Source organism: Amycolatopsis jejuensis (genome assembly GCF_000717335.1).
Taxonomy (GTDB): domain Bacteria; phylum Actinomycetota; class Actinomycetes; order Mycobacteriales; family Pseudonocardiaceae; genus Amycolatopsis; species Amycolatopsis jejuensis.
In genome coordinates this window covers 244,597-269,374 of sequence record NZ_JNYZ01000003.1, presented here as the reverse complement: position 1 = coordinate 269,374, position 24,778 = coordinate 244,597, and the positions used below count along the sequence as shown (strand labels likewise).

The 24,778-nt window shown below is 68.0% G+C and carries 33 protein-coding genes and 1 tRNA gene; 31 read left to right on the top strand and 3 right to left on the bottom strand.

All coding sequences use genetic code 11. The annotated features are described in order from the left end of the window. Window positions 1-3: 3 nt before the first annotated feature. The 27 genes from OO71_RS04320 (at window position 4) to OO71_RS04185 (ending at window position 20,581) form a co-directional block, all read left to right on the top strand. A complete protein-coding gene (locus OO71_RS04320) occupies window positions 4-1,464 on the top strand; it encodes a phage portal protein (protein ID WP_033288261.1) in 1,461 nt (486 codons plus the stop codon). Continuing rightward, a complete protein-coding gene (locus OO71_RS04315; RefSeq protein ID WP_033288260.1) occupies window positions 1,451-2,356 on the top strand; it encodes a VG15 protein in 906 nt (301 codons plus the stop codon). The genes OO71_RS04320 and OO71_RS04315 overlap by 14 nt, the downstream gene beginning before the upstream one ends. Window positions 2,357-2,407: 51 nt before the next feature. Continuing rightward, entirely contained in the window at window positions 2,408-3,157 is a 750-nt protein-coding gene (locus tag OO71_RS04310; RefSeq protein ID WP_033288259.1) for a hypothetical protein, read from the top strand. 18 nt (window positions 3,158-3,175) lie between these two features. Beyond that, window positions 3,176-4,039, top strand: coding sequence for a phage major capsid protein (locus OO71_RS04305; RefSeq protein WP_033288258.1), 864 nt, complete (start codon window positions 3,176-3,178; stop codon window positions 4,037-4,039). A gap of 16 nt (window positions 4,040-4,055) precedes the next feature. Then, window positions 4,056-4,406 (top strand): hypothetical protein, encoded by a 351-nt coding sequence (locus OO71_RS04300; protein ID WP_033288257.1) that lies wholly within the window; start codon window positions 4,056-4,058, stop codon window positions 4,404-4,406. Continuing rightward, a complete protein-coding gene (locus OO71_RS04295) occupies window positions 4,406-4,729 on the top strand; it encodes a hypothetical protein (protein ID WP_033288256.1) in 324 nt (107 codons plus the stop codon). The genes OO71_RS04300 and OO71_RS04295 overlap by 1 nt, the downstream gene beginning before the upstream one ends. 12 nt (window positions 4,730-4,741) lie before the next feature. Further along, window positions 4,742-5,332 (top strand): hypothetical protein, encoded by a 591-nt coding sequence (locus OO71_RS04290; protein ID WP_033288255.1) that lies wholly within the window; start codon window positions 4,742-4,744, stop codon window positions 5,330-5,332. Then, complete coding sequence (locus OO71_RS04285) at window positions 5,329-5,730, top strand: DUF6093 family protein (RefSeq protein ID WP_033288254.1); 402 nt, start codon at window positions 5,329-5,331, stop codon at window positions 5,728-5,730. The genes OO71_RS04290 and OO71_RS04285 overlap by 4 nt, the downstream gene beginning before the upstream one ends. A gap of 18 nt (window positions 5,731-5,748) precedes the next feature. Beyond that, window positions 5,749-6,120 (top strand): hypothetical protein, encoded by a 372-nt coding sequence (locus OO71_RS04280; protein ID WP_051790992.1) that lies wholly within the window; start codon window positions 5,749-5,751, stop codon window positions 6,118-6,120. After that, window positions 6,117-6,542, top strand: a complete 426-nt coding sequence (locus OO71_RS04275) for a gp17 family tail completion protein (protein ID WP_033288253.1) — start codon at window positions 6,117-6,119, stop codon at window positions 6,540-6,542. Before OO71_RS04280 ends, OO71_RS04275 begins: the two co-directional genes overlap by 4 nt. A 3-nt stretch (window positions 6,543-6,545) precedes the next feature. Beyond that, window positions 6,546-6,884 (top strand): hypothetical protein, encoded by a 339-nt coding sequence (locus OO71_RS04270; RefSeq protein WP_033288252.1) that lies wholly within the window; start codon window positions 6,546-6,548, stop codon window positions 6,882-6,884. A 3-nt stretch (window positions 6,885-6,887) separates the two neighbouring features. Then, window positions 6,888-7,124, top strand: a complete 237-nt coding sequence (locus tag OO71_RS04265; RefSeq protein WP_033288251.1) for a hypothetical protein — start codon at window positions 6,888-6,890, stop codon at window positions 7,122-7,124. 13 nt (window positions 7,125-7,137) lie between these two features. Continuing rightward, on the top strand, window positions 7,138-7,608 hold the full coding sequence (locus tag OO71_RS04260; protein WP_483756971.1) for a phage tail tube protein: 471 nt from the start codon (window positions 7,138-7,140) through the stop codon (window positions 7,606-7,608). Window positions 7,609-7,694: 86 nt separating this feature from the next. Next, window positions 7,695-8,282, top strand: a complete 588-nt coding sequence (locus tag OO71_RS04255) for a hypothetical protein (protein WP_033288249.1) — start codon at window positions 7,695-7,697, stop codon at window positions 8,280-8,282. A 29-nt stretch (window positions 8,283-8,311) separates the two neighbouring features. After that, a complete protein-coding gene (locus tag OO71_RS04250) occupies window positions 8,312-8,590 on the top strand; it encodes a hypothetical protein (RefSeq protein WP_033288248.1) in 279 nt (92 codons plus the stop codon). Window positions 8,591-8,642: 52 nt separating this feature from the next. Beyond that, window positions 8,643-12,224 carry a hypothetical protein gene (locus OO71_RS04245; RefSeq protein ID WP_156096156.1) on the top strand — a complete coding sequence of 1,194 codons (3,582 nt, stop codon included), beginning with the start codon at window positions 8,643-8,645 and terminating at the stop codon, window positions 12,222-12,224. After that, the gene (locus tag OO71_RS47000) at window positions 12,221-13,645 is read left to right on the top strand and encodes a hypothetical protein (RefSeq protein WP_051790991.1); all 1,425 of its coding nucleotides are present in this window, start codon (window positions 12,221-12,223) and stop codon (window positions 13,643-13,645) included. Before OO71_RS04245 ends, OO71_RS47000 begins: the two co-directional genes overlap by 4 nt. 3 nt (window positions 13,646-13,648) lie before the next feature. Beyond that, on the top strand, window positions 13,649-14,785 hold the full coding sequence (locus OO71_RS04235; protein ID WP_033288246.1) for a DUF5047 domain-containing protein: 1,137 nt from the start codon (window positions 13,649-13,651) through the stop codon (window positions 14,783-14,785). Further along, window positions 14,782-15,483 carry a hypothetical protein gene (locus OO71_RS04230; RefSeq protein ID WP_033288245.1) on the top strand — a complete coding sequence of 234 codons (702 nt, stop codon included), beginning with the start codon at window positions 14,782-14,784 and terminating at the stop codon, window positions 15,481-15,483. The genes OO71_RS04235 and OO71_RS04230 overlap by 4 nt, the downstream gene beginning before the upstream one ends. 15 nt (window positions 15,484-15,498) lie before the next feature. Further along, window positions 15,499-16,038, top strand: coding sequence for a hypothetical protein (locus tag OO71_RS04225; RefSeq protein WP_033288244.1), 540 nt, complete (start codon window positions 15,499-15,501; stop codon window positions 16,036-16,038). Between the two features lie 34 nt (window positions 16,039-16,072). Next, a complete protein-coding gene (locus OO71_RS04220) occupies window positions 16,073-16,432 on the top strand; it encodes a hypothetical protein (RefSeq protein ID WP_033288243.1) in 360 nt (119 codons plus the stop codon). Between the two features lie 17 nt (window positions 16,433-16,449). Further along, a complete protein-coding gene (locus tag OO71_RS46995) occupies window positions 16,450-17,310 on the top strand; it encodes an N-acetylmuramoyl-L-alanine amidase (protein WP_051790990.1) in 861 nt (286 codons plus the stop codon). Then, complete coding sequence (locus OO71_RS04210) at window positions 17,307-17,540, top strand: hypothetical protein (RefSeq protein ID WP_033288242.1); 234 nt, start codon at window positions 17,307-17,309, stop codon at window positions 17,538-17,540. Before OO71_RS46995 ends, OO71_RS04210 begins: the two co-directional genes overlap by 4 nt. Before the next feature lie 119 nt (window positions 17,541-17,659). Continuing rightward, complete coding sequence (locus OO71_RS46990; protein WP_051790989.1) at window positions 17,660-18,334, top strand: BRO-N domain-containing protein; 675 nt, start codon at window positions 17,660-17,662, stop codon at window positions 18,332-18,334. Window positions 18,335-18,412: 78 nt separating this feature from the next. Then, the gene (locus OO71_RS04195) at window positions 18,413-18,871 is read left to right on the top strand and encodes a hypothetical protein (protein WP_033288241.1); all 459 of its coding nucleotides are present in this window, start codon (window positions 18,413-18,415) and stop codon (window positions 18,869-18,871) included. A gap of 31 nt (window positions 18,872-18,902) precedes the next feature. Beyond that, window positions 18,903-20,252: a hypothetical protein gene (locus OO71_RS04190; protein ID WP_033288240.1), complete on the top strand. Its 1,350-nt coding sequence runs from the start codon at window positions 18,903-18,905 to the stop codon at window positions 20,250-20,252. 2 nt (window positions 20,253-20,254) lie between these two features. Next, window positions 20,255-20,581 (top strand): hypothetical protein, encoded by a 327-nt coding sequence (locus OO71_RS04185; RefSeq protein ID WP_033288239.1) that lies wholly within the window; start codon window positions 20,255-20,257, stop codon window positions 20,579-20,581. Between the two features lie 70 nt (window positions 20,582-20,651). On the opposite strand, the gene OO71_RS04180 is transcribed toward OO71_RS04185, so the two are convergent. Together OO71_RS04180 and OO71_RS04175 are read right to left on the bottom strand one after the other, a co-directional pair. Continuing rightward, window positions 20,652-21,011 carry a hypothetical protein gene (locus tag OO71_RS04180; RefSeq protein ID WP_033288238.1) on the bottom strand — a complete coding sequence of 120 codons (360 nt, stop codon included), beginning with the start codon at window positions 21,009-21,011 and terminating at the stop codon, window positions 20,652-20,654. Between the two features lie 281 nt (window positions 21,012-21,292). After that, a complete protein-coding gene (locus tag OO71_RS04175; RefSeq protein WP_033288237.1) occupies window positions 21,293-21,580 on the bottom strand; it encodes a hypothetical protein in 288 nt (95 codons plus the stop codon). Window positions 21,581-21,657: 77 nt separating this feature from the next. On the opposite strand from OO71_RS04175, the gene OO71_RS04170 reads away from it, so the two are divergent. After that, window positions 21,658-22,503, top strand: a complete 846-nt coding sequence (locus OO71_RS04170) for a helix-turn-helix domain-containing protein (RefSeq protein WP_033288379.1) — start codon at window positions 21,658-21,660, stop codon at window positions 22,501-22,503. 11 nt (window positions 22,504-22,514) lie between these two features. Continuing rightward, the gene (locus OO71_RS04165) at window positions 22,515-23,081 is read left to right on the top strand and encodes a class IV adenylate cyclase (protein WP_033288236.1); all 567 of its coding nucleotides are present in this window, start codon (window positions 22,515-22,517) and stop codon (window positions 23,079-23,081) included. 82 nt (window positions 23,082-23,163) lie between these two features. Here OO71_RS04165 and OO71_RS04160 read toward each other — a convergent pair. Next, window positions 23,164-23,236, bottom strand: a tRNA-Arg gene (locus OO71_RS04160). Between the two features lie 239 nt (window positions 23,237-23,475). Between OO71_RS04160 and OO71_RS04155 the strand changes: the two genes are divergently transcribed. Both OO71_RS04155 and OO71_RS04150 read left to right on the top strand, forming a co-directional pair. Next, complete coding sequence (locus OO71_RS04155) at window positions 23,476-24,129, top strand: response regulator (RefSeq protein WP_033288235.1); 654 nt, start codon at window positions 23,476-23,478, stop codon at window positions 24,127-24,129. Beyond that, on the top strand, window positions 24,130-24,750 hold the full coding sequence (locus OO71_RS04150; RefSeq protein ID WP_033288234.1) for a trimeric intracellular cation channel family protein: 621 nt from the start codon (window positions 24,130-24,132) through the stop codon (window positions 24,748-24,750). The last annotated feature ends 28 nt before the right edge of the window (window positions 24,751-24,778 follow it).

Below are 24,778 nucleotides of genomic sequence, written 5' to 3'. Positions count from 1 at the left end.
ACCGTGGCGACCGAGGCCCAGGCCCTTCAGCTGGTGGCGTTGCTTGAGCAGGAACTGCTGAACCGATCCGCCGAGGTGGAGCGCAACGACCGGTACTACCGCGGGAAGCAGCCGCTGAAGTACGCGTCGGATCAGTTCAAGAAGTACCACGGCGATCGGTACGTCGACTTCTCCGACAACTGGGTCGCGCCGGTCGCGGACGCCCCGGTGGAGCGGCTCACTGTGATGGGGATCAAGGGCCTCGGCGAGCAGGAGCCGGACTCGGAGATGTGGCGGGTGTGGCAGACCAATGCGCTCGACGCTGATTCGCAGCTGGGGTTCCTCGGCGGTGTGAACTCGGCGCGGTCCTTTGGGCTCGTGTGGGGAAATCCTGACGACGAGGAAACCCCGGAGGTGACCTTCGAGGACGCCTCGCAGTGCGTCATCGCGTACTGGCCGGGGTCGCGGCGTCGTCGGCGAGCGGCGTTGAAGAAGTGGCAGGACGGCAACTGCGACTACGCCACCCTGTACCTCCCGGACGAGGTGTGGAAGTTCGAGCGGCCGGTGACGCGGCAGCAGACGAAGCTGATCCTGCTGTCCGCGGTGGACGAGGAACTGAAGAAGTGGTCGCCGCGGGACACTGACGAGCCGAATCCGCAGCCGAACCCGATGGGTGTCGTGCCGCTGGTGGAGCTGCCGAACAAGCCGACCTTGGCCGATGACCCGATCTCGGACGTCACCGGTGTGACGGCGATGCAGGACGCGGTGAACCTGCTGTGGGCACAGCTGTTCACGGCCTCGGACTATGCGTCGTTCCCGCAGCGGATCGTGCTCGGCGCCGAGCGTCCGACCACGCCGATCCTCAACGATAAGGGCGAGGTCGTTGGGCAGCGTCCGGTGGATCTGGCGAAGTTCGCGGTCGACCGCGTGCTGTGGATCACCGGCGAGCAGTCGAAAATCGCCGAGTGGCAGGCGGCGAATCTCGCTGCTTACACCGACGTCATCGAGATCGCGGTCGGGCACATTGCCGCACAGACGCGCACCCCACAGCACTACCTCATCGGGAAGATGGCGAACCTGTCCGGTGACGCGCTGATCGCCGCCGAAACCGGCCTGGTGAAGCGGGTCGAGGAGAAGCAGCTGTGGTTCGGGCAGGCGATCCGGCAGATGTTCGGCTTGATCGCGCTGGCGCAGGGCAACGAGAAGAAGGCGAAGGCGTTCACCGCGGGCACGGTGCTGTGGGCCGACGCGGAGTCCCGGTCCCAGGCGCAGCTCGCCGACGCATTGCTGAAACTCGCGCAGATCGGGTTCCCGTTCGAGTACCTCGCCGCGAAGTGGGGTCTCACCCCGTCAGAGATCGTCGATCTGATCGACATGAAGAAGCGCGAGGCCGAAATCGACCCTGTCGCCGCGGTGGCGCGCGACATGGGCCTCGGTGGCCAGGCTGGCGATCCGGGCGAGGAGCCCACCGGTGACGCCGCTTGATCGTGCGCGCAGTCACCACGCCGCGCGCGCCCGGCTGGCGAAGGCCGCCCGGGCGGATGGCCGACGCCTGTGGAGGCAGGTCGAGCCGCGCGCGATCGAGGAGTCTTGGCTGAGCCTGCTGATGCGGATGTTCGTGGCCGTGTCGCAGGCGCAGTTGACGGCGGCTCGACAGGCCGATCATTACACGGCCGAGGCGCTCCGGGCGCAGGGTTACCGCGACCCGGCGGCCGGCCGGGTCGCCGCGGAGGAGTTGGCGGGGATCTCCTCGGACGGGCGTCCGCTGGAGACGTTGCTGATGGGGCCGGTGTTCGCGGCAAAGGCGGCGATCGCGAAAGGCGCCACATCGAAGCAGGCACTCGCCGTCGGGCAGATCCGGCTCGATCTGATCACGCGCACGCAGGTGGCTGATGCGGGCCGGGTCGCGGACGGGATCGCCGTGGTGGCGCGGCCGACGGTGTCGTGGACGCGGATGGTCGTCGGGGACTCGTGTCCGCGGTGCATCATCCTCGCGGGGCGGGTTTACCGGTACAGCCAGGGATTCGAACGGCATCCGCAGTGCGACTGTGTGCACATCCCGACGGCCGAGGACACCGGGGACGACTTCACCACCGACCCGCGGCGTGCGTTCGAGGAAGGCCGGGTCAAGGGACTGTCCAAAGCGGACGACCAGGCCATCCGCGACGGTGCCGACATGGCGCAGATCGTGAACGCGCACAAGGGGATGTACGTCGCCGGGGCGCGGAAGCTGACTCGGACGGGCATCACGCGCCGCGGCACCGCTGGGCGGAGGCTCGGTGGCCGGGCCCGGCTGATGCCGGAACAGATCTACCGCGAGGCCAGCTCGCGGGAAGAAGCGGTGCAGCTGCTGTGCCAGCACGGCTACATCGTCTGAGCAGCGCGCAACGCGCGGCTTTCACCAACACCCGCAATGGGGAGTACCCGAATGATCGAGACGATCCTGCCCATCCACCCGCGAACCGGCCTCCAGGCCGTTGGCTGGCGCAATGCCCGCCCCGGCGAAGGCGGCGAACAGCCGATCTGGCCCATCGCGGGCGCCAGCGATCCCGACGAGGACCCGGAGGGCGAGCCGGTGGGCGACCCCGCCGAGGAACCCGAGGACGATCCTGACGAGGAGCCGGAAGGCGACCCGGAGGGAGCCGAGGATCTCGGCGACAAGGGCAAGAAGGCGCTCGACGCCATGAAGGCCAAACTGCGCGACGAGAAAGCGAAGCGCCGCGCCGCCGAGGCCGAGCGGGACACGCTGAAGAGCGGGTCCACGAAGGACGGTGAGCCGGACGTCGACCAGATCCGCCGTGAGGCGGAGACGGCGGCGGCCACGAAGGCGAACGCGCGGATCATCCGATCGGAGATCCGGGCTGCCGCGACCGGCAAGCTGGCCGACCCGAAGGACGCCCTCACCTTTCTCGATCTCACGCAGTTCGAGGTCGACGAGAACGGTGAGGTCGATAGCGACGAGATCGCGGACGCGATCGACGAGCTGATCAAGAACAAGCCCTACCTGGCAGCCGCAACGGCGAAGAGGTTCCAGGGCACCGGTGACGGCGGGGCCGCGCGCAAGGCCGGCACGAAGAAGAAGCAGGTCACCGAAGCCGAGCTCAAAACCATGACGCCCGACCAGATCGTGAAGGCCCAGAACGAGGGCCGACTCGCGGATCTGATGGGTGCGGGCTAACCAGAAAGGGGCCCCACAGTGGCCATCACTCGTTTCCGCCCGGAGATCTGGTCCGCCAATCTCCTGGTCTCCCTGCGCAAGGCGCTCGTGTACGCGGGTCCGGGGATCGTCAACCGCGACTACGAGGGCGACATCCGCGAGGCCGGAGACACGGTCCGGATCACCTCGATCAGTGACCCGACGATCGGCACCTACAACGCCAACTCCACCGTCATCGCTCCGGAGGAGCTGTCGGACGCACAGCGAACCCTGGTCGTGGACCAGGCGAAGTACTGGGCGTTCTTCGTCGACGACGTCGACGCTCGGCAGGCCAAGGGCAACGTCATCCCGGAGGCGATGAGCCGCGCAGCCTACAAGCTCGCCGACACCGTCGACCAGTTCGTGGCGTCGTTCTACACCGGCGCGCAGACCGCGAACGTCATCGGCTCGACCGGTGCAGCGGTGAACGTGTTCACCACGCCCAGCGACGCCTACGACAAGGTGCTGGTGCCGCTGCGCACGAAGCTGTCGCGGGCGAACGTCCCCACCGAGGGCCGCTACGTCGTGGTGTCCCCGGAGTTCCACGCGCAGCTGCTGCTCGACTCCCGGTTCATCAAGGTGAACGAGTCCGGCACCAGCGAGGGCCTGCGCAACGGCATGGTCGGCCGCGCGGCCGGGTTCGACATCCTCGAATCCAACAACGTGCCCAACCCGACCGGCAACGTGCACGTGATCCAGGCCGGTGTGCAGTCGGCGATCAGCTTCGCCGAGCAGATCAACAAGACCGAGGCCTACCGCCCGGAAGCGAAGTTCGCCGATGCGGTCAAGGGTCTCGCGCTCTACGGCGCGAAGCTGCTGCGTCCCGACTCGATCGCCGTGGCCTACGCCAACCCGATCTCCTGATAGGAGCTGATCCACGATGGCACGCACCGCAATCCCGTACACCAGCGCCGTCCCGAACGGCAGCGTGGTCGCGACGCCGACCACGATCGACGCCACCAACGACCACGTGATCGCCAAGGCCGAGCCCGAAAAGACGGTCCTGCGGGTCGTCGCGAGCACCGGCGGGAACCTCACCATCAAGACCGGTTCCTACCCGCCCGCGCTCGCCGCGGGCCTGGGCGACCTGTCGATCACCGTCGGCGTCGAGACCCGCGACATCGGCCCGTTCGAGTCGGGCCGGTTCCTGCAGAACGACGGCTCGATGCTGATCGACGCCACCACGATCGTCGGGACGATCGTGGCGCTCAAGGTTCCGCGGAACACCTGATGGCCGACGAACCGCGCGAACTCGCGCACTTCCACAGCGAAAGCGGGCAGGTCATCGGCATGGACCTGCCGCTCGACGAGCACATGCAGGACAAGGTCACGAAGGGATACCTGCGCCGGGTCAACCCGGACGGGTCCCCGTGGCAGGAACCGGTCGACGACACCGAGGACACCGGCAGCGAACTTACAAACGGGGTTCCGCCGCGGCCGGCGGTCAACGCAGCCAAAGCCGAATGGGTCGGCTACGCGGTCAACGCCCTCGGCATGGACCCCAACGACGCCGAGGCCGCGACCAAGCAGGACCTGATCGACCTGGCGAAGTAGAGGGAGGCCACCGTGGCACTGCAGGACCTGGCGACGGTGGCCGACCTCACCGCCCGGAACATCCTCGTCCCGGATGGCGTTGAGGCGGCTGCGTTTCTCGCGGCCGCTCAGGACGCTGTCCGGGACGCGGCGGGCGTGCCGATCACCCGGGAGACGTTCACTGTCACCTTCCCCGGCGGGCTGGAGGAATGGCTCACCCCGCCCGGCGGGCCCGTGGTGTCGGTGACGGGCGTCCTGATTGACGACACCCCGGTCTCTGACTGGAAGCTCGTCGGCGGGCGCCTGTGGCGCCGTCACGGGTGGCAGAACCACTGCGACGAGCCATCGAACGTGACCGCCACCATCACTGGCGGGCTTTTCGACGTTCCGCGGGACATCGTCGACCTCGTGTGCGCGTTGGCCGGGCTCGGCATGAACCGCGCGGCGGGCGGGGACTACGCGTCCCGCGGAGACCAGACCGGTTTCCGGATCGACGACTACTCCGAGCAGTACCAGGGCGCGGCTGGTGAGAAACAGGCCGGTCCGCTCGAACTGCCCCGGCTGACTCGGGAATGGCTCAGCGCACGGTTCGGCGGCGCTGTCGCGGTGGTGAAATCACGGTGACCGCCCGAAGCGCGGTCCTCCGTGGCCGCCGTGCCGCCGAGACGCTGATGCTCGATACCTGCCGTATCCGGGCCGTCACCGGCGAAACCACCGACCCGAACACCGGGAAAGTCACACCGACGTACGGGAACCCGGTGTACAGCGGGAAATGCAAGCTGCAGAACCAGCGCGCGTCGTTCCCCAGCACGCCGGACGCGGGTGAGCACCAGTTCACTGTGACCCCGACCGAGCTGCACCTGCCGATCACCGGAACAGCGCCGGTCGGCACTGGCCTGGTTGTCGAGATTACTGGCTCGATCGATCCGGCCAACGTCGGCCGTGTCTTCCGCATCCGCTCTGGTGACCGGAAGTCGTACGGGACCGCGCTGCGCTGCCAGGTGGAGGAAATCACCGGCTGAACCAGGGAGGAGCCCGCTGTGTCCGAAGTGGACATGAGCCAGGTGGACAAGCTGGCAGACGACCTGGAAGCGATCCCCGCCGATATCACGCCGAAGCTGAAGCGGGTCGTGGCGAAAGGTGCCGTGAACGTGAAAAACGGGATGCGCGCCGACGCAGAAGGGCACGCGACCTTCAAGCACTTCCCGAGGTCGATCTCCTACGACACCACCGATGACGGGCTCGGCGCGGTCATCGGACCGGACAAGAATTTGATCCAAGGCGCGCTCGGGAACCTAATTTATTTCGGTCGTTCGAATACGCCGGGTGTGTTAAATATCAATAAGTCGATCGATAAAGAGGCGCCCCGATTCGCGGACGCGCTCGCTGACGTCGCCGAGGACATTCTGTGACGGCGCCCGGCCCGGTCACCGCGCATCACGAGGCGATCCTGGCGCTGCTGCGGGCGGGCTCGCCGCCGTTCACTGTCTACGACGGGCAAGTCCCCGACGGGCCCTCGTTCCCGTACGCGGTGTTCTACGGCGACGCCGGGATCGACGACGGCACGAAGCTGTGCGGGGACCCGGACATGGCGACCTACCGGTTCCAGGTCACCTCGGTCGGGTTGACCGCGGCGTCCGCGCGGATCGTCGTCGACCAGACCAGCGCCCGCGTCCTCGGAATCCGGCCCGGCGTGGCCGGCTGGAAGCCCAACCGGGTCCGGAACGAAACCACGATCCCGGTCCGCGAGGACCGGGACGTCACCGACACCGCGACACAACGCCACCCGATGTTCGCGGTCGACACCTACGTATTCGAGTCCTGGAAGGACTGAACCATGGCAACCATCGTGCAGGTACAGGCAAAACTCGCCGGAACCGTGCTCACCGCGACGCCAGCGACCGCGGGCCCGGACAAGGTCGCGCCCGGTGACGGCGGCGGCAAGGTGTACGTGATCGTGCAGAACGGTGGCGCGTCCGCGATGACCGCGTCGGTCGCGGACCCGGGAAAAACCAAGTACGGGCAGCAGAACCCGTCGATCACGTCCGTGTCGGTGCCCGCTGGTGGCCTGGGTGTGCTCGGCCCGGTCGAGCCCGATCTGAAGCAGGGCGACGGGTTCGTGAACATCACCGCGTCGAGCACGACGTCGGTCAACTTCTTCGCGTTCCGGGGCTGACCGATGAGCGAACTCGTGCGGGCAAGACAGGAATCCACCGGGCACGTCGCAGCCCTCCCGGCCGAGGCGCTCGAACTCGGCATGTGCCCCGGCTGGGTGCAGGTCGAGGGTCCGGCGCCGTCCGGGCCGAAGGTCAACGCATTCCCCGGTGACGAGGCACCGGACACCGACACCGCGGCCCCCGCGTCGCGGCGCAGGAAGAAGTCCGCCGACACCTCGTCGGCCGAAGAGAAGGAGTAAACCCGTGGCCGACATGCTTTCTGACGGCGCGAACAAAGTCACGTTCGTCGCGGCGATCGCGAACCTCGCGGCACCGACCACGACCGAGCTGACCGGCGGTACCTCGCTGGAGTGCCTGATCACCGCGGACGGGCTGGACATCTCCACCGACGAATCCGTTGTCGCTGCACCGAAATTGTGCGAGACGATCGACGCGGAGCAGCCGGGCCGGTCCAAGACCACGATCCAGCTGACCTGTGTCCGTAAGGACGTCCCCGCCGAAGACATTGCGTGGACTCTGCTGCAGCGCGGCCTCGCCGGATACGTCGTGGTGCGCCGCGGCATCCCCGTCGCGACCGCCTATGCCGCGACCCAGAAGGTCGAGGTGTACCCGGTGAAATTCGGTGTCCGGCGCCCGATCAAACCGGAGGCCAACGGGGTCGAGAAGTTCATGAGCCAGGGCTACAACACTGCCTCGCCGAACCTCGACGCGGTCGTCGCCTGAAATCTCCGGGCCGCCCGGTCCTCGACTCCCGGGCGGCCCGGACCCCCTTTCCCGAGTCGAGAAACCCCTGAGTCGAGGAGACCACAGTGGACATCGACGCCCTACTCGCAAGCGCGAAACTGCCCGAGGACACCGTTGCGCTGTGCCTGCGCCCGGATCTGCGGGACCGGTTCGAGAAGCTCGACGGCGAGCTGTTGCGGGAACGCAGTGACCGCACCACACTCGCACCCGGACTGCGTGAGGGTGAGCTGGCCGACGAGCTCGCGGCGCTGGAAGCCGAGATCGCCGAGCACACGCTGCCGATCGTGTTGCGTGGCCTCTCGCACGAACCGTGGGCGAAGCTGCTCGCTGCCCACCCTCCGCGCGAGGACAAGCCGGGTGATCTCGCGATGGGGATGAACCTGGAGACGTTCGTTCCCGCGATGGTCCGTGCCTCGATCGTCGAGCCGGAGCTGAGCGACGAGCAGTACGAGTTGCTGATCGACGTCATCAGCGACAACCAGTACGCCACGCTGCAGAACGCGGCGTGGCTGTTGAGCCGCGGGGACAAGGATTCTCCGGTTTTCAACCGGGCCGCTTCGCGGGAGACGCCCGACTCCGGCGAGACACCGCGGCGGCAGTCCGGCTCGGGATCTCCCCGTCCCGGTTCGCGGGGCAAGAACCGCAAGAGCTGACCGAATACCAGTACGACGACGAGGGCCGATTGATCCGGGCTGTCGCGACGCGGAGTCCGGAGTGGACGGACACTGACCGGTCGCTGGTGCTGGCGTACCTCGACTACGAGCTGCTCACCTGCTCCGGGTGCGGCGGGTACATCCCGGAAACCACGGCCGCGGAGAACGAAGGCCGGTACGAGGCCGAGGCGCCGCACCGGTGCCACCGGTGCACCGCGATCGCGCGGAAACGCGAGGACTACGAGGAAGCGCCGCATGCGAGCGCGCTGGTGTTGTGGCCCACGGAGTTGAGGAGGCGGAATGGCTGAGCGGACCGTCTCCGTCAAGCTCCGTGCGGACATCGCCGACTATGTGGCGAAGATGCAGACCGCGGGCAAGTCGACGCGCGACCTTGAGGCCGCGGGCCGGGATCTCAGGAAAGCCCTCGATGAGGAGGATGACGCCGCCGGTCGCGCGCGGGTTTCCGAGGCGAAGCTCGCCGAGGTCCGGAAGAACGCGAAAGCCACGGTGGCGCAGCTGGCTGCCGCGGAGGAAGACCACGCCTCGAACCTGCGCAAGGTCGAGGCTGCGTCAATCCGCACCAAGGAAGCGACCGAACGGTACGCGAAAGCGCAGAAAGCTGCCGCGGACGACGTCGACGACTCTGGCAAGCGCACCGAGCGGACCATCTCCCGGGTCGCGGCCCGCGCGAACGCCGCGTTCGACGCGAAACTGTTCCTCGGCCTGTCCGCCGGGCTGCCCGCGGCGGCAGCGCTCGGCGCGGCCGGTGTCACCGCCGCGCTCGGACTGGCGGTCGGCGGGTTCCTCGCGCTGGGTGTCTCCGCCGCGGCGAGCAACGAGCAGGTGCAGACCCAGTTCGGGGACCTGTCGCGGCGAGTGCAGTCCGATGTGCGGGAAATGGCGAAACCCATCGCGGGTGAGCTGACCGGCGCGATCGGGGACATGTCCCACGCCTGGGATGCGGTACGCCCGGCGGTGCAGTCCGCGATCCGAGGGTCCGCACCCGAGATCCGGGAACTCACCGGCGCCGCAACGGACTTCGCGGAGAACGCGATGCCCGGCATCGTCGACTCCATCAACAAAGCCAAACCCGCCATCGCCGGTGTCCGGGACTTCGCTGGTCAAGCCGGTCAGGGCGTGGGCGATTTCTTCCACAACGCTGCGGAAGGCAGCGAGGACGCCGGGCTCGCGATGCGGGATCTCGGCGGCATCACGCGGGATCTGCTCGGGCAGACCGGGACGCTGTTCGCGAACCTCGCGGGCGGTGCGCACCAGACGCTTCCACAGTTCGGTGGCGCGCTGCATCAGGTCCTCGGTGTCGCGAATACGCTGACCTCGTCCGGGATGCCCGCTCTCGTCGGCACCACGTCGGGGTTTCTCGGAACAGTGGGCGGCGGTCTGAACGTTGTGAACGCGTTCGCGTCCGCACTCGGGACATGGGCGGCCCCACTCGGGTCCGCGGGCGGGTCGCTGCTGGCAACGAACTCGATCGCGAAGCTGTTCGGCACCAGCCTGGGAGAGACCGGGTTCGGGCTGAACGCGTTCTCGACCAAGATGGACGAGGCCGGGAACAAAACCAGCCCATTCCGTGAGGCGCTGAAGAAAGCCGACGCCGACGGCAACAGCAAGTTCAAGGCCGGTCTGAAATCCATCGTGTCCGGCGGGTTCAACCCACTTGGGCTCGCGCTCGTTGGCGGCGGACTGCTGCTTGACCAGTGGGGGAAGAAGTCGCAGGAGGCCGCACAGAAGGCAGCCGAGTTCGCGGCGAACGTGGCTGACATCAAGGGGACGTTGTCCTCGACCGGCGCGATCACGCAGAACACGCGCGCGAAAGCTGCGAACGACATCCAGACGAAGCAGCTCGGCAAGTCGCAGAAGACTGGCGCTGATCTGATTTCCGAATACGGCTTGAGTGTTCAGCTGACGACCGACGCGATGACCGGGAACAAGACCGCGCTCGACTCGGTCAATGGATCTCTGCGACAGAACGTCAAGAGCACCCTCGAAAGTAAGCTGTCCGTCGAACAGTTTCAGGCTCTGCAGCGCGGTGGCGTCGATGTCAATGATTTGGTGTCACTGTCCCTTGGCCAGTCCACGCGGCAGTACGCGAATCTTGATGATGCTGTTCAGAAGACTCGCGGCGCCACCAAGGGGTGGGGCGGCACCATGGCCGGCGCGTTGCAGGCGGCGCAGGGAATGACCCAGGGGCAGCGAGATCTCGCGTCCGAAATCAAGACGCAATCGGCTGCGACAGCCAAAGCCCAGGAACAAATGCGGCAGCTCGGCACGGCCACCAGCTTCACCGGCGCAGCCCTCAAACTGTCCGCTGCGGACAGTGCGGTGATGTCTGCCGCGCTCGCTACGATCGGCGACGCGACGAAGAGCGTTACGGATCAAGGCAGCGCCCTCGCCACCGTCCTGGACCAATTGTCCGGGAAGAACAACACGCTGTCCGCGGCACAGGCGCAATCGACGAAAGCGTTCGAGGACGTCGACAAGGCGATCAAGAGCATCCGAGACTCCGGCGGCAAGCTCAAAGGCACCTTCACCGACCTGGTGAACGGACAGGGCGGCATCAACGGCCTCACCCACGCAGGTGCGAACCTGCAGGCGATCTTCGCCACGCTGCAGCAGTCAATGGGAATCGAAACCGCGGCCGCGTGGGCACAGTCACGCGCTGCAGGTGATGACCTCGCGACGGCCCTGAGCAAGGTCGGGACCGTCGTGGGACGCACCCGCGACAAGTTCATCGACGCCGCAACCGCCGCCGGGCTCACGAAAACCCAGGCCGGCCAGCTGGCCGACAAGCTCGGGCTGATACCTGACGAGGTCGCCGTTCAGTTCGTCGCTAAAGACCAGCAGATGCAGGACAAACTCGTCGGGCTGATGGCTGAGCTGAACAAGGTACCGGCCGAGAAGGGAATCAAGCTCGAAGCCAATGACCAGGCTGCAGCGCAAGCTCTGCGAGACCTGGGCAAGCAGGTTGTTCAGCTCCCAGACGGCAGGTTCCAGGTGTTCGCGAACACCAAGGAAGGTCGCGATGCAGCGGAGAGGCTGCGAAATGAAATCAACCACTACGACCCGGTTGTTCGGGTAGCCGCCGACACCAAGGATGCCACCGGCGCGGTCACGATCTGGGCGCAACGTACAGACGGTACCTGGGGCATGACCAATGTGGACGCGAAAGTTGACCAGGCGACTGGCCAGGTTCTGGTGTGGCAGCGCAAGACCGATGGGACGTGGGGCTGGGCAAACGTCAACGCCAACCGCACCCTCGCCGACGGCACTGTACAGGCCTGGGTGCAATACGCGAACGGGCAATGGGGCTGGGTCAACGTCAACGCCCATACTGAGGCTGCGCGCGCCCAGATCGGCGAGTTCGTTGCCGACAGCAGTCGCCGGGTCATCCGCATCGGTGTCACCACCTACACCGTCGACAACGCTGGTGCGTCCACCAGCCGTTCCTATGGCCCGCGTGCGATGGGCGGCATTGACTTCCCACAGGGCGTGACGCCGATGGCTGCAGGAGGCGTGATCCCCCGCATCCCGAACATCGCGACCGTCGTACGGCCGGGCATGGAACGGCTGATCGGGGACAACAAGCGATTTCGGGAGTCGTTCATCCCGCTCGACCCCAATTCGGCGCGATCGCAGGCCATTTTGGACTACACGAACGCAGCGATGGGGCGCGCCCAGATGCCCGACGGGGCGTGGCTCGGCGCAGGTGTGCAGCGGCAGATCATGTCGGGTGCGGCGTCGGTGCAGCGGGTCTCGCCGCGGATCGTGGTTCCGCAGTCGACGGCCGGGGGTTCGTCGGGTGTGTTCGAGGGGCAGTTGGTCCTCGACAGCGGGCAGTTGCTGGGGTTGGTGCGCGGTGAGATCCGGCAGGACAAGCGGAACACTCGGCGGTCGGTGACGACCGGGGCGGGAGCTGCGCGATGACGACGACCGCCACCCTGATGACGGACCTGTCCCGGGTGCGGATCGCGTTCGATGGGTTTGCCGCGGCGGTGGATTCGGCGATCGTGGAACGCTCCCTCGACGGTGCTCGGTGGGTGACCGTGCGCGGCGGCAGCGCTGTGCCGGTGGTGGCGGGCGCGGGCCATCTGGACGACTTCGAGTTCACTCCCGGGGTCGTGAACTACTACCGGGTGTCGGGTGTGGACTCGGCGCCGATCTCGATGGTCGCCGCGCCCGGCGCGACGGTCACCGGGAACAACGCCAGCCTGTCGCCCGCGCTCCCGGCGGGCGGGGCGGGCGGGTTGACGGACGGGGACACGCTGTTCCTGTTCGCGTCGATCCGCAACTCGGGTGCGGGTGCGCCGGTGAAACCAGCCGGGTGGACGACCGCGGTGGACATGGGCAACGCAGTCCTGTTCACCCGCCGCTACACCACCGGCGTGGCCGCGCCGACTGTGGCGTTCACCGGCGGTGTGGCGAACGCGGACACGGGCGCGCAGGTCACCGCGTTCCACAACGCGGACCTGACCCCGGTCGTCGCGAACCCGGTCCTGAACGCCTCGGCGCAGAACGTGGCGTTGCCGAGCCTCACCGTGCCTGAGCAGCAGATGCTGAACCTCTGGCTGGGATGGAAGCAGGACGACTGGACCGGCGCGAGCAGCGGCCGGGGGTTCGCCGAGATCGGTGATTGGTCCTCGACCGCGGGCGACGACGCCGCGATGTGGTGGGAGTACACCGTCCAAGGCTCGACCGACATTGACATCGGCGCCGGCACCCTCACAGTGACCGGTGGGGCGGCGGCGATCTCGCGGGCGGCGGCGCTGGCGTTCCGGAAAGCGCCGTGGCTGTTCCAGCAGACCGCGTCGATCACGCCGAGCCTGGCTGATGCGTCCGGCGTCGACAAGGTGTGGATCAAGAACCTGCGAGCGTCGTACCTGAACACTGCTCTTGATGTCCCGGTCGGGTACATCACGATCGGGCGCAAGGCCCGGGCGGGAGTGTTCGAGATCGTCGGGCGGGATGTGCCGGTCGCGGTCACCGACAAGCGGCAGGGCAAGACCTACACGCTCGGCGCGCTGCTGGACGACGACACCGACTATCTGCGTCTCGACGCGGTCTTGTCGGCCGGGGACACGATCCTGTTGCACGTGCCGCCGCACTACACGCGGCTGCCGTCGATGTATGCGGTGATCGGGGACATCAGCTACGACGACGAGGCGAAAACCCTGTGGATGCCGCTGACCCAGGTTGCGGCGCCGTCGGCGAGCGTGGTGGGTGCGACGGTCACGTGGGCGGACATCAAGGCCACCTATGCGACCTGGGCGGATCTGCTGGCCGCGAAAGCCACCTGGGCCGATGTCCTCGACTCCGTCGGCGACCCGACTAACATCATCACGGAGTAGCGGATGCGCCCCGTCACCCCGCGGTTCCTCGACGCCGTCCGGGACTCGCACGGCATGGCCGCGCGGGCCCGGGTCGTGGCCCCCGGGCTCACCGGCACCAACCCCGGACCGCTGGACGCGAAAGGCAACCCGGTCAACGAGGTCCCCATTATCGCCGGGGACGTGAAACTCGACGCGACCGCCGATGTCCGCGGGTCCCTCGACCTCACCACCCCCGCCGACTGGCCGGACAGCACCACGGACCTGTTGACCCCATACGGGAACGAACTGTTCGTCGAACGCGGCATCGCCTACGGCGATGGCTCGATCGAATGGGTCAGCCAGGGGTATTTCCGGATCTACGACGTCGATCAGGACGAAGCCCCGGACGGCGTGCTGCGGATCAGCGGGAAAGACCGGATGGCGGGGATCACTGATGCGCGCCCGGTCGCGCCCCGGTCGTTCCCGGCCGGGGCGTCGGTGGGGTCGGTGTTCGATGATCTGGTCGGCGAGGTCTACCCGGACGCGGTGATCGCGTACGACTTCAACGCGGCGGCCACCCTGTTCCCGGACAACCACGTCATGGACGACGACCGGTACAAGTTCCTGAAAGACATCGCGGATTCGTTCGGCAAGGTCATGTACTGGGACTACGCCGGGGTGCTGCAGGTGCGGACCGCGCCGAGCCCGGACAAGCCGGTGTTCGACGTGACCCACGGCCACGGTGGGGTGCTGGTGAAGCTGTCCCGGTCGCTGAGCCGGGAGAGCATCTACAACGCAGTGGTCGCAACCGGTGAGGCGCCGGGGGAGAACCAGCCAGTGCGTGCGGTGGCCTACGACCTGAACCCGGATTCGCCGACGTACTGGAACGGGCCGTTCGGGAAGGTCCCGACCTTCTACAGTTCGACGTTCATCACCACCACGGACCAGGCGGCGACCGCGGCCCGCGCGAAGCTGGAACGGGTCATCGGCTTGCCCTACAACGTGAACTTCCAAGCGGTCCCGAACGTTGCGCTGGAACCGCTCGACCCGGTTCGAGTGTCCTATTCGGACAGTAAGCCGCCGGAAAGCCACGTGATCGACACGCTCACGATCCCCCTCGACGCCGGGTCAGGCATGAGTGCCACCACCCGCAAGCAGATCACGGGAGGAATCGGATGAGGTCCGAAGACATCGCCCAGGACATCCTCGTCCCGAAACCCTCGGGGGAACGCGACATCGGGTTGCGCGTCGGAGTCGTGCTGTCGTGGGACACCCTCACCGGCGAGAATGTCGTCGAGATCGAGGGCGAAGCGTTCCCGAACCTGCGTGCCGTGCAAGGCGGAATCGGTATCCGCTACACCCAAGGCGACGTCGTCGTCGTGATGAAGAAGCAGACCACGTTCTTCATCCTCGGCAGGGTCGCCGCACCCGGCGGGGCGGCGGGATCGGCGGTCCAGTACGACCGGCTCGGCGCCGGTGGCGCCGGGCTTCCCTCGACGGGCGGTGCGTGGCAGTACTTCTCCGACAACCGGGCCTCGGTCACCACCTACATCGGGTCGAGCTGCGCCGCCCTGGTGCTGTGGAGCGTCGATGTCGCCGTGAACCAATCGCAGGGTGAAATCGGCTGGGAAATCACCGGCGCCTCCAGCGTCCTGCCCGGAGCGTTCACCGGAATGTCCATCCAGCTCAAGGAATCCGGGGCTCTCACCCCGAGCCCGACAGTGTCGGCCACCGTTTCGGGCCATTACGTCATGAGTTTCGGCGCCGGGCTCCGGCAAGGGCTGAACACGTTCACGATGATGTACCGAGTCGCGGTGACCGGTGCAGGAACCGGCGCCGACTTCGGCAACCGGACCCTCACCGTCATCCCGCTGTGAGAAAAGGGAACCGCCATGTCCAGCACCACACCGATCTACGGATTCCCGTTCTGGGTACTCAGCGATTCCCCGGACGGGCCGTCCGGGCAGCAGGCTCTTGCGCTCGCGTTGGAAGCGAAAATCGCGGCGATGGACGCGATCCTCAACGCCCAGATCGCAACCAGGTTCAAGGGCACCTCCCGGCCCGCCGCCGACGACGTGATCGGCACCGGCGAAACCATCATGATGGAGAAGGTCACCTTCACCGCCGTCGCTGGTAGGCCGTACCTGGTCGTCCACACCGACGACTACGCCATCGCATCCGGCGCGCCGACCGCGCAGACCTGGAACTACCGGTACGCCTCCGGCGCCACCCTCACCACCGCGGGCACGCTGCTGCAGCAGTTCGTCGGCCCGCCACCCAGCGCCGCGCACGCCACCGACACCCGCACCACCGTGTTCACCGCCCCCTCCTCCGGACAGTTCACCATCGGGTGCGGCTACTTCACCAACGGCGGCGCCACCGTCCGGCACTACGCCAACGGCCGACACCTCACGGTCGTCGACATCACCTGACCGACCGTCCACTGTGTACGAAAGGGGGCGGCACGTGACTGCGCCGCACGACGATTCGACCGCGCTCGCGCTGATCCGGCAGGAGCTCGACACGTACCGAAGGACCATGCACGACGAGCTCGGTGCGCTGCGGAAGGAAATGACTGACGGGTGGGCGGAAATGCGCGCCCACGTGTCGACTGTCGCACCGCAGATGGCGGTGATCCACCACCGGCTCGATGAGCACGACCGCGAAATCGCCGAGGGCAAGGCCCAACGCGAGCGTGACGTTGCTGAAAACAAAGCGTTGCGGGACAACGACGTACAGGGGCGGCGCTGGAACATCGGCACATGGATCGCGGTGGTGTCCATCATCATCGCGATCGCTGCCGTCACCGTCGCCGCGCTCAAATAACCCCCGGAGGCTGAACCATGATGCTGACCTCGCTGGCCAACGTTGCCCGCTCTGCTGGGCTCCGCGTGGTCGAGCAACCCGGCTGGACCGGCCGCGGGCACGGGCAGATGTCCGGCGTCCGCGCGATCGTCTGTCACCACACCGCCGGTGCACCCAGCGGCAACGCGCCATCCCTCGGCGTTGTCCAGAATGGACGGTCAGACCTGGCGGGCCCGCTGGCGCACTATGTCCTCGGCCGCGACGGGACCGTGTACGTCGTGGCTGCCGGGCTGTGCTGGCACGCCGGTGCCGTACTGAACAGCGCCTGGAGCAACGACTACGCCGTCGGGATCGAGGCCGAGGCGACCGGGGTCGACGCGTGGCCCGAGGTCCAGCTGGACGCCTACGCCCGCCTGTGCAAGGCGATCTGCGTTGCGTTCGGCCTCCCCCTATCGCACGTGCTCGGCCACAAAGAGGTCTGCTCGCCGCCCGGCCGCAAGAACGACCCGAACTTCGACATGACCGGGTTCCGTGCCCGTGTCGCCACCGTCGGCACCGCCGTGCCGCCGACCCCGCCCCACTTCGAGGAGGACGACATGCCCAGCGTCATCGACCACGAATACCAGCCCAGCCAGGACCGGCAGTACCACCACCGCACCATCGAAACCCGATCCAGGTCGCAGGTGGTCGGCGACGCATGGTTCTCGCTCTCGGCCGGATACCAGGACATCACCGACCTGCACCTGTACTTCAACCATGCGCTGGCGCCGATCGTGATCGACCGGGTGCCGAAGGACACGCGCCGGTGGTTCGCCGTCCCGGACGGTTGCGAGTCGATCTCCTGGGACTACGTCTGCACCGGGCCGTCGTCCTCGAACCTCGTGTACGGCCCACGATGACCCGGTTCCAGCGGCTCGCCGCGTGGCTGCGCACCGCGCCGGGCCGCTACCGCAAGGCGCTCGCCGCGGTGTGGGGCACGCTCACCGTCCCGGCGCTCGTCGGTATCGCCGCGCTCGCGGGCTGGCACCTCGACTCGGGTACCGCAGCTGTCGTGATCACGGTCGGCTCCGCTGTTCTCGGCACGGGCGCTGTCGCCGTCGCGAAACCGAACGACCCGCCCGCGGCGTAGCCGCACCCCTCAAGCAGCCCCGGGATTCCTAGACCCCGGGGCTTTGTTGTGCCCGGGCCTCGCCGTGGGGACGTGGTCCGGGCACACCTATCTCCCCACATCCCCACTGGAGAAACCGAATGTCATCCATCCAACTGTTCAACAACGGCGAGTTCGAACTGCACGTCACACCCGACGGCGACTCATTCACGGTGTCAGCGCCAGGCATCGCCCGCGCGCTGGGATTCCACTCAGCCAAGGACATGCTGCGCACCGTGCCGGACCGCAACAAAGGGTGGGAGACAGCTCCCACCCCTGGCGGAAACCAGAAGGTGTGGCACCTGACCGAACCTGGCTTCTACCGAGTGCTCGGCCAGCGCCAGCCCGCACGGATCAAGAACCTCGTAGTCCGTGAGCAGGTCGAACGCTTCCAGGACTGGATTTACAGCGAGGTGCTGCCCGCCCTGCGCCGCGGCGGCCGTTACGAGCGCGCGATCGACGATCCGTTCACCTACACCTGGGACGAGGTCACCACGATCATCCGGCAGCGCTACGGCCTGCGGGTGTCGGTGCCCCAGCTCACCAGGATGCTGCGCACCGCGGGGATTCTCCGCCAGTCCGGTGTGCCGAAGAAGGCGCACCAGCATTTCTTCTGGTTCACCGGCACGGCGTGGGAGATCCACCCGCACGCGATCCCGTTCCTGACCAGATCGTTCGAGGACACCACCCGCCAGTTGCAGGAATTCCGGTTCATCCAAGGCCGTCTCGAACTCGACGGGGTTGGTGTCGAGGACCCACCCCGGCTCGCTTCCTGACTCCTCGGCTGGCTCGCCGGGCATCCCGGTGGGCCAGCCGAGGCCCCATCACCATCGCTCGAAGGAGGAGTCCCGGCCATGGCCGACTTCGTGTTCAACATCGCCAAAGGCAAGATCGCCTACTACGCCGGGCTCCCGGCCACGAACGACGCGCTGATCGCGGTGCTGCTGCAGAGCACCAACCTCGAAGCCGACAGCACGCTGAAGGACTACGACAACGTGTCGCTGCTGCTTGCGGGCACGAGCGACGAGGTCACCGCGACGAACTACGCGCGGAAGACCCTCACTGGGGTGTCGTCCACTGTGGACGACACGAACGACAGGGTGGACATCACCTCGGCCGCGTTCACCTTCACCGCGCTCGGCGGCGCCAGCAACCAGGCCGTGGGGAAACTCGTGATCTGCTACGACCCGGACACCGCCGGCGGCACGGACGCCGACCTGGTGCCGCTCGTCGCGTTCGACCAGAGCTTCACCACTAGCGGTGTGGATGAGACGTTCACCCCGCAGAGCCCCGGTTTCCTCCGCGCTGCCTGACCAAACCCGGTCGTAGGGAAGGAGGTGGGCCGTGGCCAACCCGTTGATCCGCGAGTTCGGACAGCTGACTCCGGTCGCTGCGCAGTCCGCCTCCTTCACCACCTCGTCGGCGGTCAAGGCCCAGGACTTGATCGTCCTGTTCCACGCGCTGGATTTCTATGCCGCGTCGGAGCTGTTGACCCCGACCGGCACAGCGGGGACATGGACGCTGCAAGCCACCGGCGATGCGGGTAGCTCGAACCCGAGCATCAAGCTGTGGACCCGGCCGGTGACGGTCGATGGCGTGCAGACCGTGACGGTGAACCAGACCCGCAGCGACGGGTCGGTGAGCACGCACTACGCGCACTGGTTCGTGCTCAACGGCGCCGGGGTCACGCTGGCCGTGGACGGGACGCCGTCGAGCGTGAACGGCACCTCGGGCGCGACCGCGCAGACCATCGGCGCGATCAGCCCTGTGGGTGCGGATGACCTGTGGCTCGCCGCGATCATCTCGGGCACCTTCGCCGCGGGGGACTACACGGCGCCGGCCGGGTCGACGAAGGTTGCCGAGCAGGACAACGGCGGCGTGGTCACGATCGCGTCGTTCCGGCAGTTCCTCACCGCGTCCGGGTCGACCGGCACGAAGACGGCGACGTTCACGCAGACTGAGCCGTGGTGTTCGGCCGCGATCTGCATCCGCTCCACCGCGTCCGGGAACACCCGGTCCCTGAACCGGGCTACCGAGACCGACAGCACGGCGAAGATGGCCCGCGGGCGGAGCGTGCTGCGTGCCGCCGAGGCGGACAGCACCACGCCATTGAGCCGGGCCCGCGGCCGCGTCCTCGGCCGCGTCGTGGACACCAGCAGCACAGTCGGGTTCGCGCGGGCCCGCGGTCTCACGCGGGTCGTCGAGACGGACACGGTCAGCCCGGCCGTCCGGGCTCGTGGCCGCACACTGCCGGTCGTCGGCGAGACGGACACGGCCGTCCCGTTCGCGCGGGGCCGCGGCCTGGGACGAGTACTTGAGCAGGACACCACCGGGGGCCTTGTGCACGCGGGTGCCCGGGTGCTCGGCCGGGTCGTCGACACCAGCGCGGCGATCCCGTTCGCGCGGGGCCGCACGCTCTCGCGGGTCGTCGAGCAGGACACCGCGAGTGCGCCGGCGCGCGGCCTGGTGCGGCTCCTTGGCCGCGTGGTCGACGTCGAGAGCGCACTGCCGTTCGCGCGTGCCCGGGCGCTGGCGCGAGTGGTGGAGACCAGCGTCGCCCGCGCGCTCGCCCGCGGCGGCACAGGCGTGCCGGTGGCGCTTGAACCGACTCTGGCCGTCCGGCCCAACACCGCCACCCTCGCCATCCGCGAGAACAGCGCCCAGCTGACCATCAATCACGGGGGGACATCGTGAGCATGGAGATCAAGAGACACGACCTGGAACCGGCGCTCGTCATGGACGTCGCAGACGCCGCGGGGGTGGCGGATCTCCGGCAGGTGGTGGCGTGGCGGGTGCTGGGGGAGTTGCACGGGCAGCTCGTCGTTGACGGCGCCCCGGACACCGTCGTGATCGACCCGGCCACCCCGTGGAAAGCGGTGCTGACCCGCCGGTGGCAGGCCGGGGAAACAGCCGAGACCGGGGACGTCCGGGTCGAGGTCGAGGCCATGTGGCCCGGGTCGAGACCGCAGACGTTCCCGCCGTCCAGCTACGAGACCGTGAGAATCAAGGCCGACCTCGGTTAAACCACCCGTACGACCTACGACGAGGGCCCCCGCGCAGTTTGCGCGGGGGCCCTCGATTCGCGTCTGGGGGTCAGCTCGCCGAGCAGAGCACGTCGATGTTCGCGAGCAGGGACCGGATGCCATCGGCCGTCCACGGGTCGCCGCCGATGCCGTTGCGCTCGTACCGGTCTTGCAGCTCTGCCCTGCTGTAGATCTTGCTGTCGCCGCACGCGATGTACCCAGCTCGCACGACGTCTCCGTGCGGTCCAGGGCCGGTGTTGACGAGGCCAGCGAACAGCCGTTCCTGATCGGCCTGGGTCGGTGAGGAGAACGCGCCGGACACCCAGAGTGCAACGACGACCGCGACTGCCATGAGCGCGGCACCGGCGCAGATGACCATCCATGGCGACGTTCGCCGGGTCCGGCGTGCAGTGGCGGTACCGAGCGACATTTCGACTCCCTTTGACCGATACTCCACCGGAGATTCGCGTTGATCAACGCGGGTGTTACACCGGATGGAACCCGGCCGCCGCACCAGCCGAGGGGGAAGGCGCGGCGGCCGGAAGATTCAGTGGCGGTGTCCGCAGTGCGGGCACTGGCGGGGCGTGGGTGGCGGCGGTTCCGGTGGTTCGTACCGGCGACGCCCACGACGATCGAACGAGAACTGCAGGGGCCACTGCCGGTTGACCTCAGCGTCGCCCGACAGGAATCGCCCATCGCCGCTGGCCCTGGTCACCACAGCGGCGTCCGCGGTGCGCGCGGGCCGGTGGAGAAGCAGGTGCGGCAGTCGGCGCCGTGGTCGCGGTCGTCGCCGAGTTCGGGGGACAGTTCGAAGCTGAACACCATCCGCTGCGGCACCGCCATGCCGCGCGTGCATTTCGGCCACAGCACGTCGTTCCCGGCCTGGTTGCGCGCGTACCGGTGATTCCGGTTGTCCTTCGCCGACTGGTGCACGGCGTAGTCTTCCGCAGCTACGTCGGCGGCCGGTAGCTCTCCTCTGATGCTTCCGCTGCTCGCCATGGCCTCACCCTCGACTACACAGCGTGGTAGCCTCCATACCAAGACGGGTATCTCACGGTGATATGTACCATCGTGAGATGGTCGAACCGACCGCCCGCGGCGGGACGCTCACGCTGCCGGACTGGGCATGGCGCCGCGCCGAGGTGCGCGACGCGCTGCAGGCACGGGACATCGGCGCGCTGCTGCGGGCTGCCCAGCAGTACACCGGCGCGAGTCAAAGCCGGATCGCCGTCGCCGTCGGGGTGCTGCAGGGGCGGGTGTCGGAGATCCTGCGCGGCAACCGGACCGTGACCACGCTGGAGCTGTTCGAGCGAATCGCCGACGGGCTGGAGATGCCCGACGACGCCCGGATGCTGCTCGGGCTCGCCCCCGTGCACCCGGCCGGTCTCGACCACCTCGGCGCGTCCGGCCGCGCGGAGATCCTGGCCGTGTTCCCCGCGCAGTCCAAGGCGCGGCCGGAGATCGAGCAGCGCGCCGCCGAGGCCACCGAGATCGAGGTCCTGGCCGTGCGGGGTCTCGGCATCATCGGCATGAACGACTCGCTGCTGCGCTCCCGCATCCGGCAGCGCTCGACGACCGTGCGGGTGCTGCTGCTCGACCCCGACGGCGAGGCCGCCGTGCGCCGGGCCACCGAGATCGGCGAGACGCTGGGCAGCTTCGCCGCCGGAATCCGGCTGTCGATCGAGCGGCTGCGCGACCTCGCCGCCGAGGGCGCCGAGGTCGAGGTGCACACCTACGACGTACTGCCGACGTGGCGGGTGATCGGGCTCGACTCGACGCTGTTCGTCTCCGCGTTCGGCGACAACCACGAGGGCCACACCTCGCCCATGTACAAGATCACCGGGTCGCCGCATGGCGCGCTGCACCGCGGGTTCCGTAGGTTCATGCACGAGCTGCGGCGCACCGCACGCCGCGTCGTCTGAGGAGGTGCCGCATGCCCGTCGAGGCCGAGCTGACCGCCGTCGTCCGCGACCCCGACCGCGTGCGCGCGGCACTCGCCGAGCTGGCCGCGGCGGAACGCTCGGTCTACGCGGACACCTACTACGACCGGCCCGACCATTCCATGGACCGCGACGGCTACGAGCTGCGCGTGCGCACCATCACGACCGGCGAGCAACGGCGCACCGTCGTCACCTACAAAGAACCCCCAGTGGACGCCGCCTCGCGATCCAAGCCCGAGCACGAGACCACGGCCGACGATCCGCAGGTCATGGGGACCATCTTCACCGCATTGGGCCTGATCGAGCTGATCTCGCTCGAAAAACACTGCGAGAACACCCGCTTCACCGCCGACGGCCGAGACATGCTCGCCACCCTCGTCACAATCCCCGAGCTCGCCGGGCGGACCTTCATCGAGCTGGAGACAATGGCCGACCGCGACCAGCTGCCCGTCGCGCTCCGGGCCTTGCGTGCCGTCCTCGACAACCTCGGCGTCACCGAGGACGACGCGGTGAACCGGTCCTACACCGACATGGTGGCGGCACAGCGCCACGAGAGTTGACCAATGTGGACCGTTTGTGGACCCTTCGCCCATCGAGGTTCCAATGAACCATGATCGAAATGGGCATCTACCTCACTGAGAGTGCCCCCGGCAGGATTCGAACCTGCGACACCCGCTTTAGGAGAGCGGTGCTCTATCCCCTGAGCTACGAGGGCATGTGCTGCCACCCTGGAGCGTACCGGTCCGTCCGGCCGCGGCAACCGCCGCCCGGGGCGACGGAAGTCGTCGCCCGCGTGGGTGACCCCAAACCAGGGCTAATGGGGTTCCCAGCAGCCCTGGTGGACCAGTCTCGTCACCTGGTCGTGTCTGGTTTCGAAACCGTGAACAACAGTAGGTAATCTTCCGTAACGGGTGAGGGAACCACCACCAACCCACGGGCTGCCGGAGGGCTTCGTTGATCAAGCTCATGTTCGCCGACGACGAGGAACTGGTTCGGTCGGGGCTGCGTGCCATGATGTCCGGGGCTGCGGACATCGAGATCGTGGGTGAGGCGAGCGACGGCAGATCAGCGGTCGAGGTCGCCCGGCGCTATCACCCCGACGTCGCGCTGCTCGACATCAAGATGCGGGCTCCTGACGACGGCATCCGCGCGCTCCGAGCCATTCTCGCGTTGCCCGATCCGCCTGCCGTCGCGATGCTCACCACCTTCGACATCGACGAGTACGTCAGCCTTGCGCTGCGGCTCGGCGCCAACGGTTTCCTCTTGAAGGACATCGACCCGGCGGCGCTGCTGCGGGCGGTCCGTGACCTCGCCAAGGGCGGCGCCGTCCTCGATCCCGGGGTGGCCGCGCGGATGGTCCAGACCCATCGAGACGAGCAGCGGGCCGCGCAACCCGCGCGCAAGCTGCTGGCCTCGCTGTCCGAGCGCGAGCGCGAGGTGGTGGCGCTGATCGGGCAAGGCCTGTCGAATGCCGAAATCGGCGGGCGGCTGCATCTGTCCGAGGCGACGGTGAAGGGGTACGTCTCGGCGGTGCTGTCCAAGATCGGCGCGGCCAACCGGGTGCAGGCCGCTCTGCTGGCCTACCGCGGCGGACTCCTCGACCAGTAGATGCTGCTGACCGCGCTCGAATTCCTCGGGCTGGTGTCGTTCGCGGCGTCCGGGGCGCTGGCCGCGGTCCGGGCGCGGCTGGACGTGTTCGGCGTCGTCGTGGTCGGGCTCACCACGGCGCTCGGCGGCGGCATCATCCGGGACGTCCTCCTCGGCATCCACCCGCCGACGTCCCTGCGCAACTGGCCGTACCTCGCGGTCTGCGCCGCGACCGCGCTGGTCGTGTTCGCTTTCCACCCGCAGGTCGCCCGGCTGCGGCACGCGGTGCTGCTCGCCGACGCGGTCGGGCTCGGCATCTTCGCCACCGCGGGTACCACGGTCGCGATCAACTCCGGCGCCACCGGGTATGCCGCCTGCCTCATCGGGATGACCAGCGGGATCGGCGGCGGCGCGGTCCGCGACCTGCTCCTGCGGGAGATTCCGCTGGTGCTGCGCAAGGAGATCTACGCGATGGCCGCGCTCACCGGCGCCGCGTGCGTGTGGGCCGGGCATGCCCTGCACTTCCCGGCCGGGCCGGTGACCGCCGTCGCCGCGGCGGTCGTGGTCGCGATCCGTGTGATCGCGCTCTGGCGGCACTGGAACGCCCCGGTCGCGCGTCCGCCCGACGAGCGGTCTTTGTGAGTTCTGCGTGTGTTCTTAGGCGGGTCTC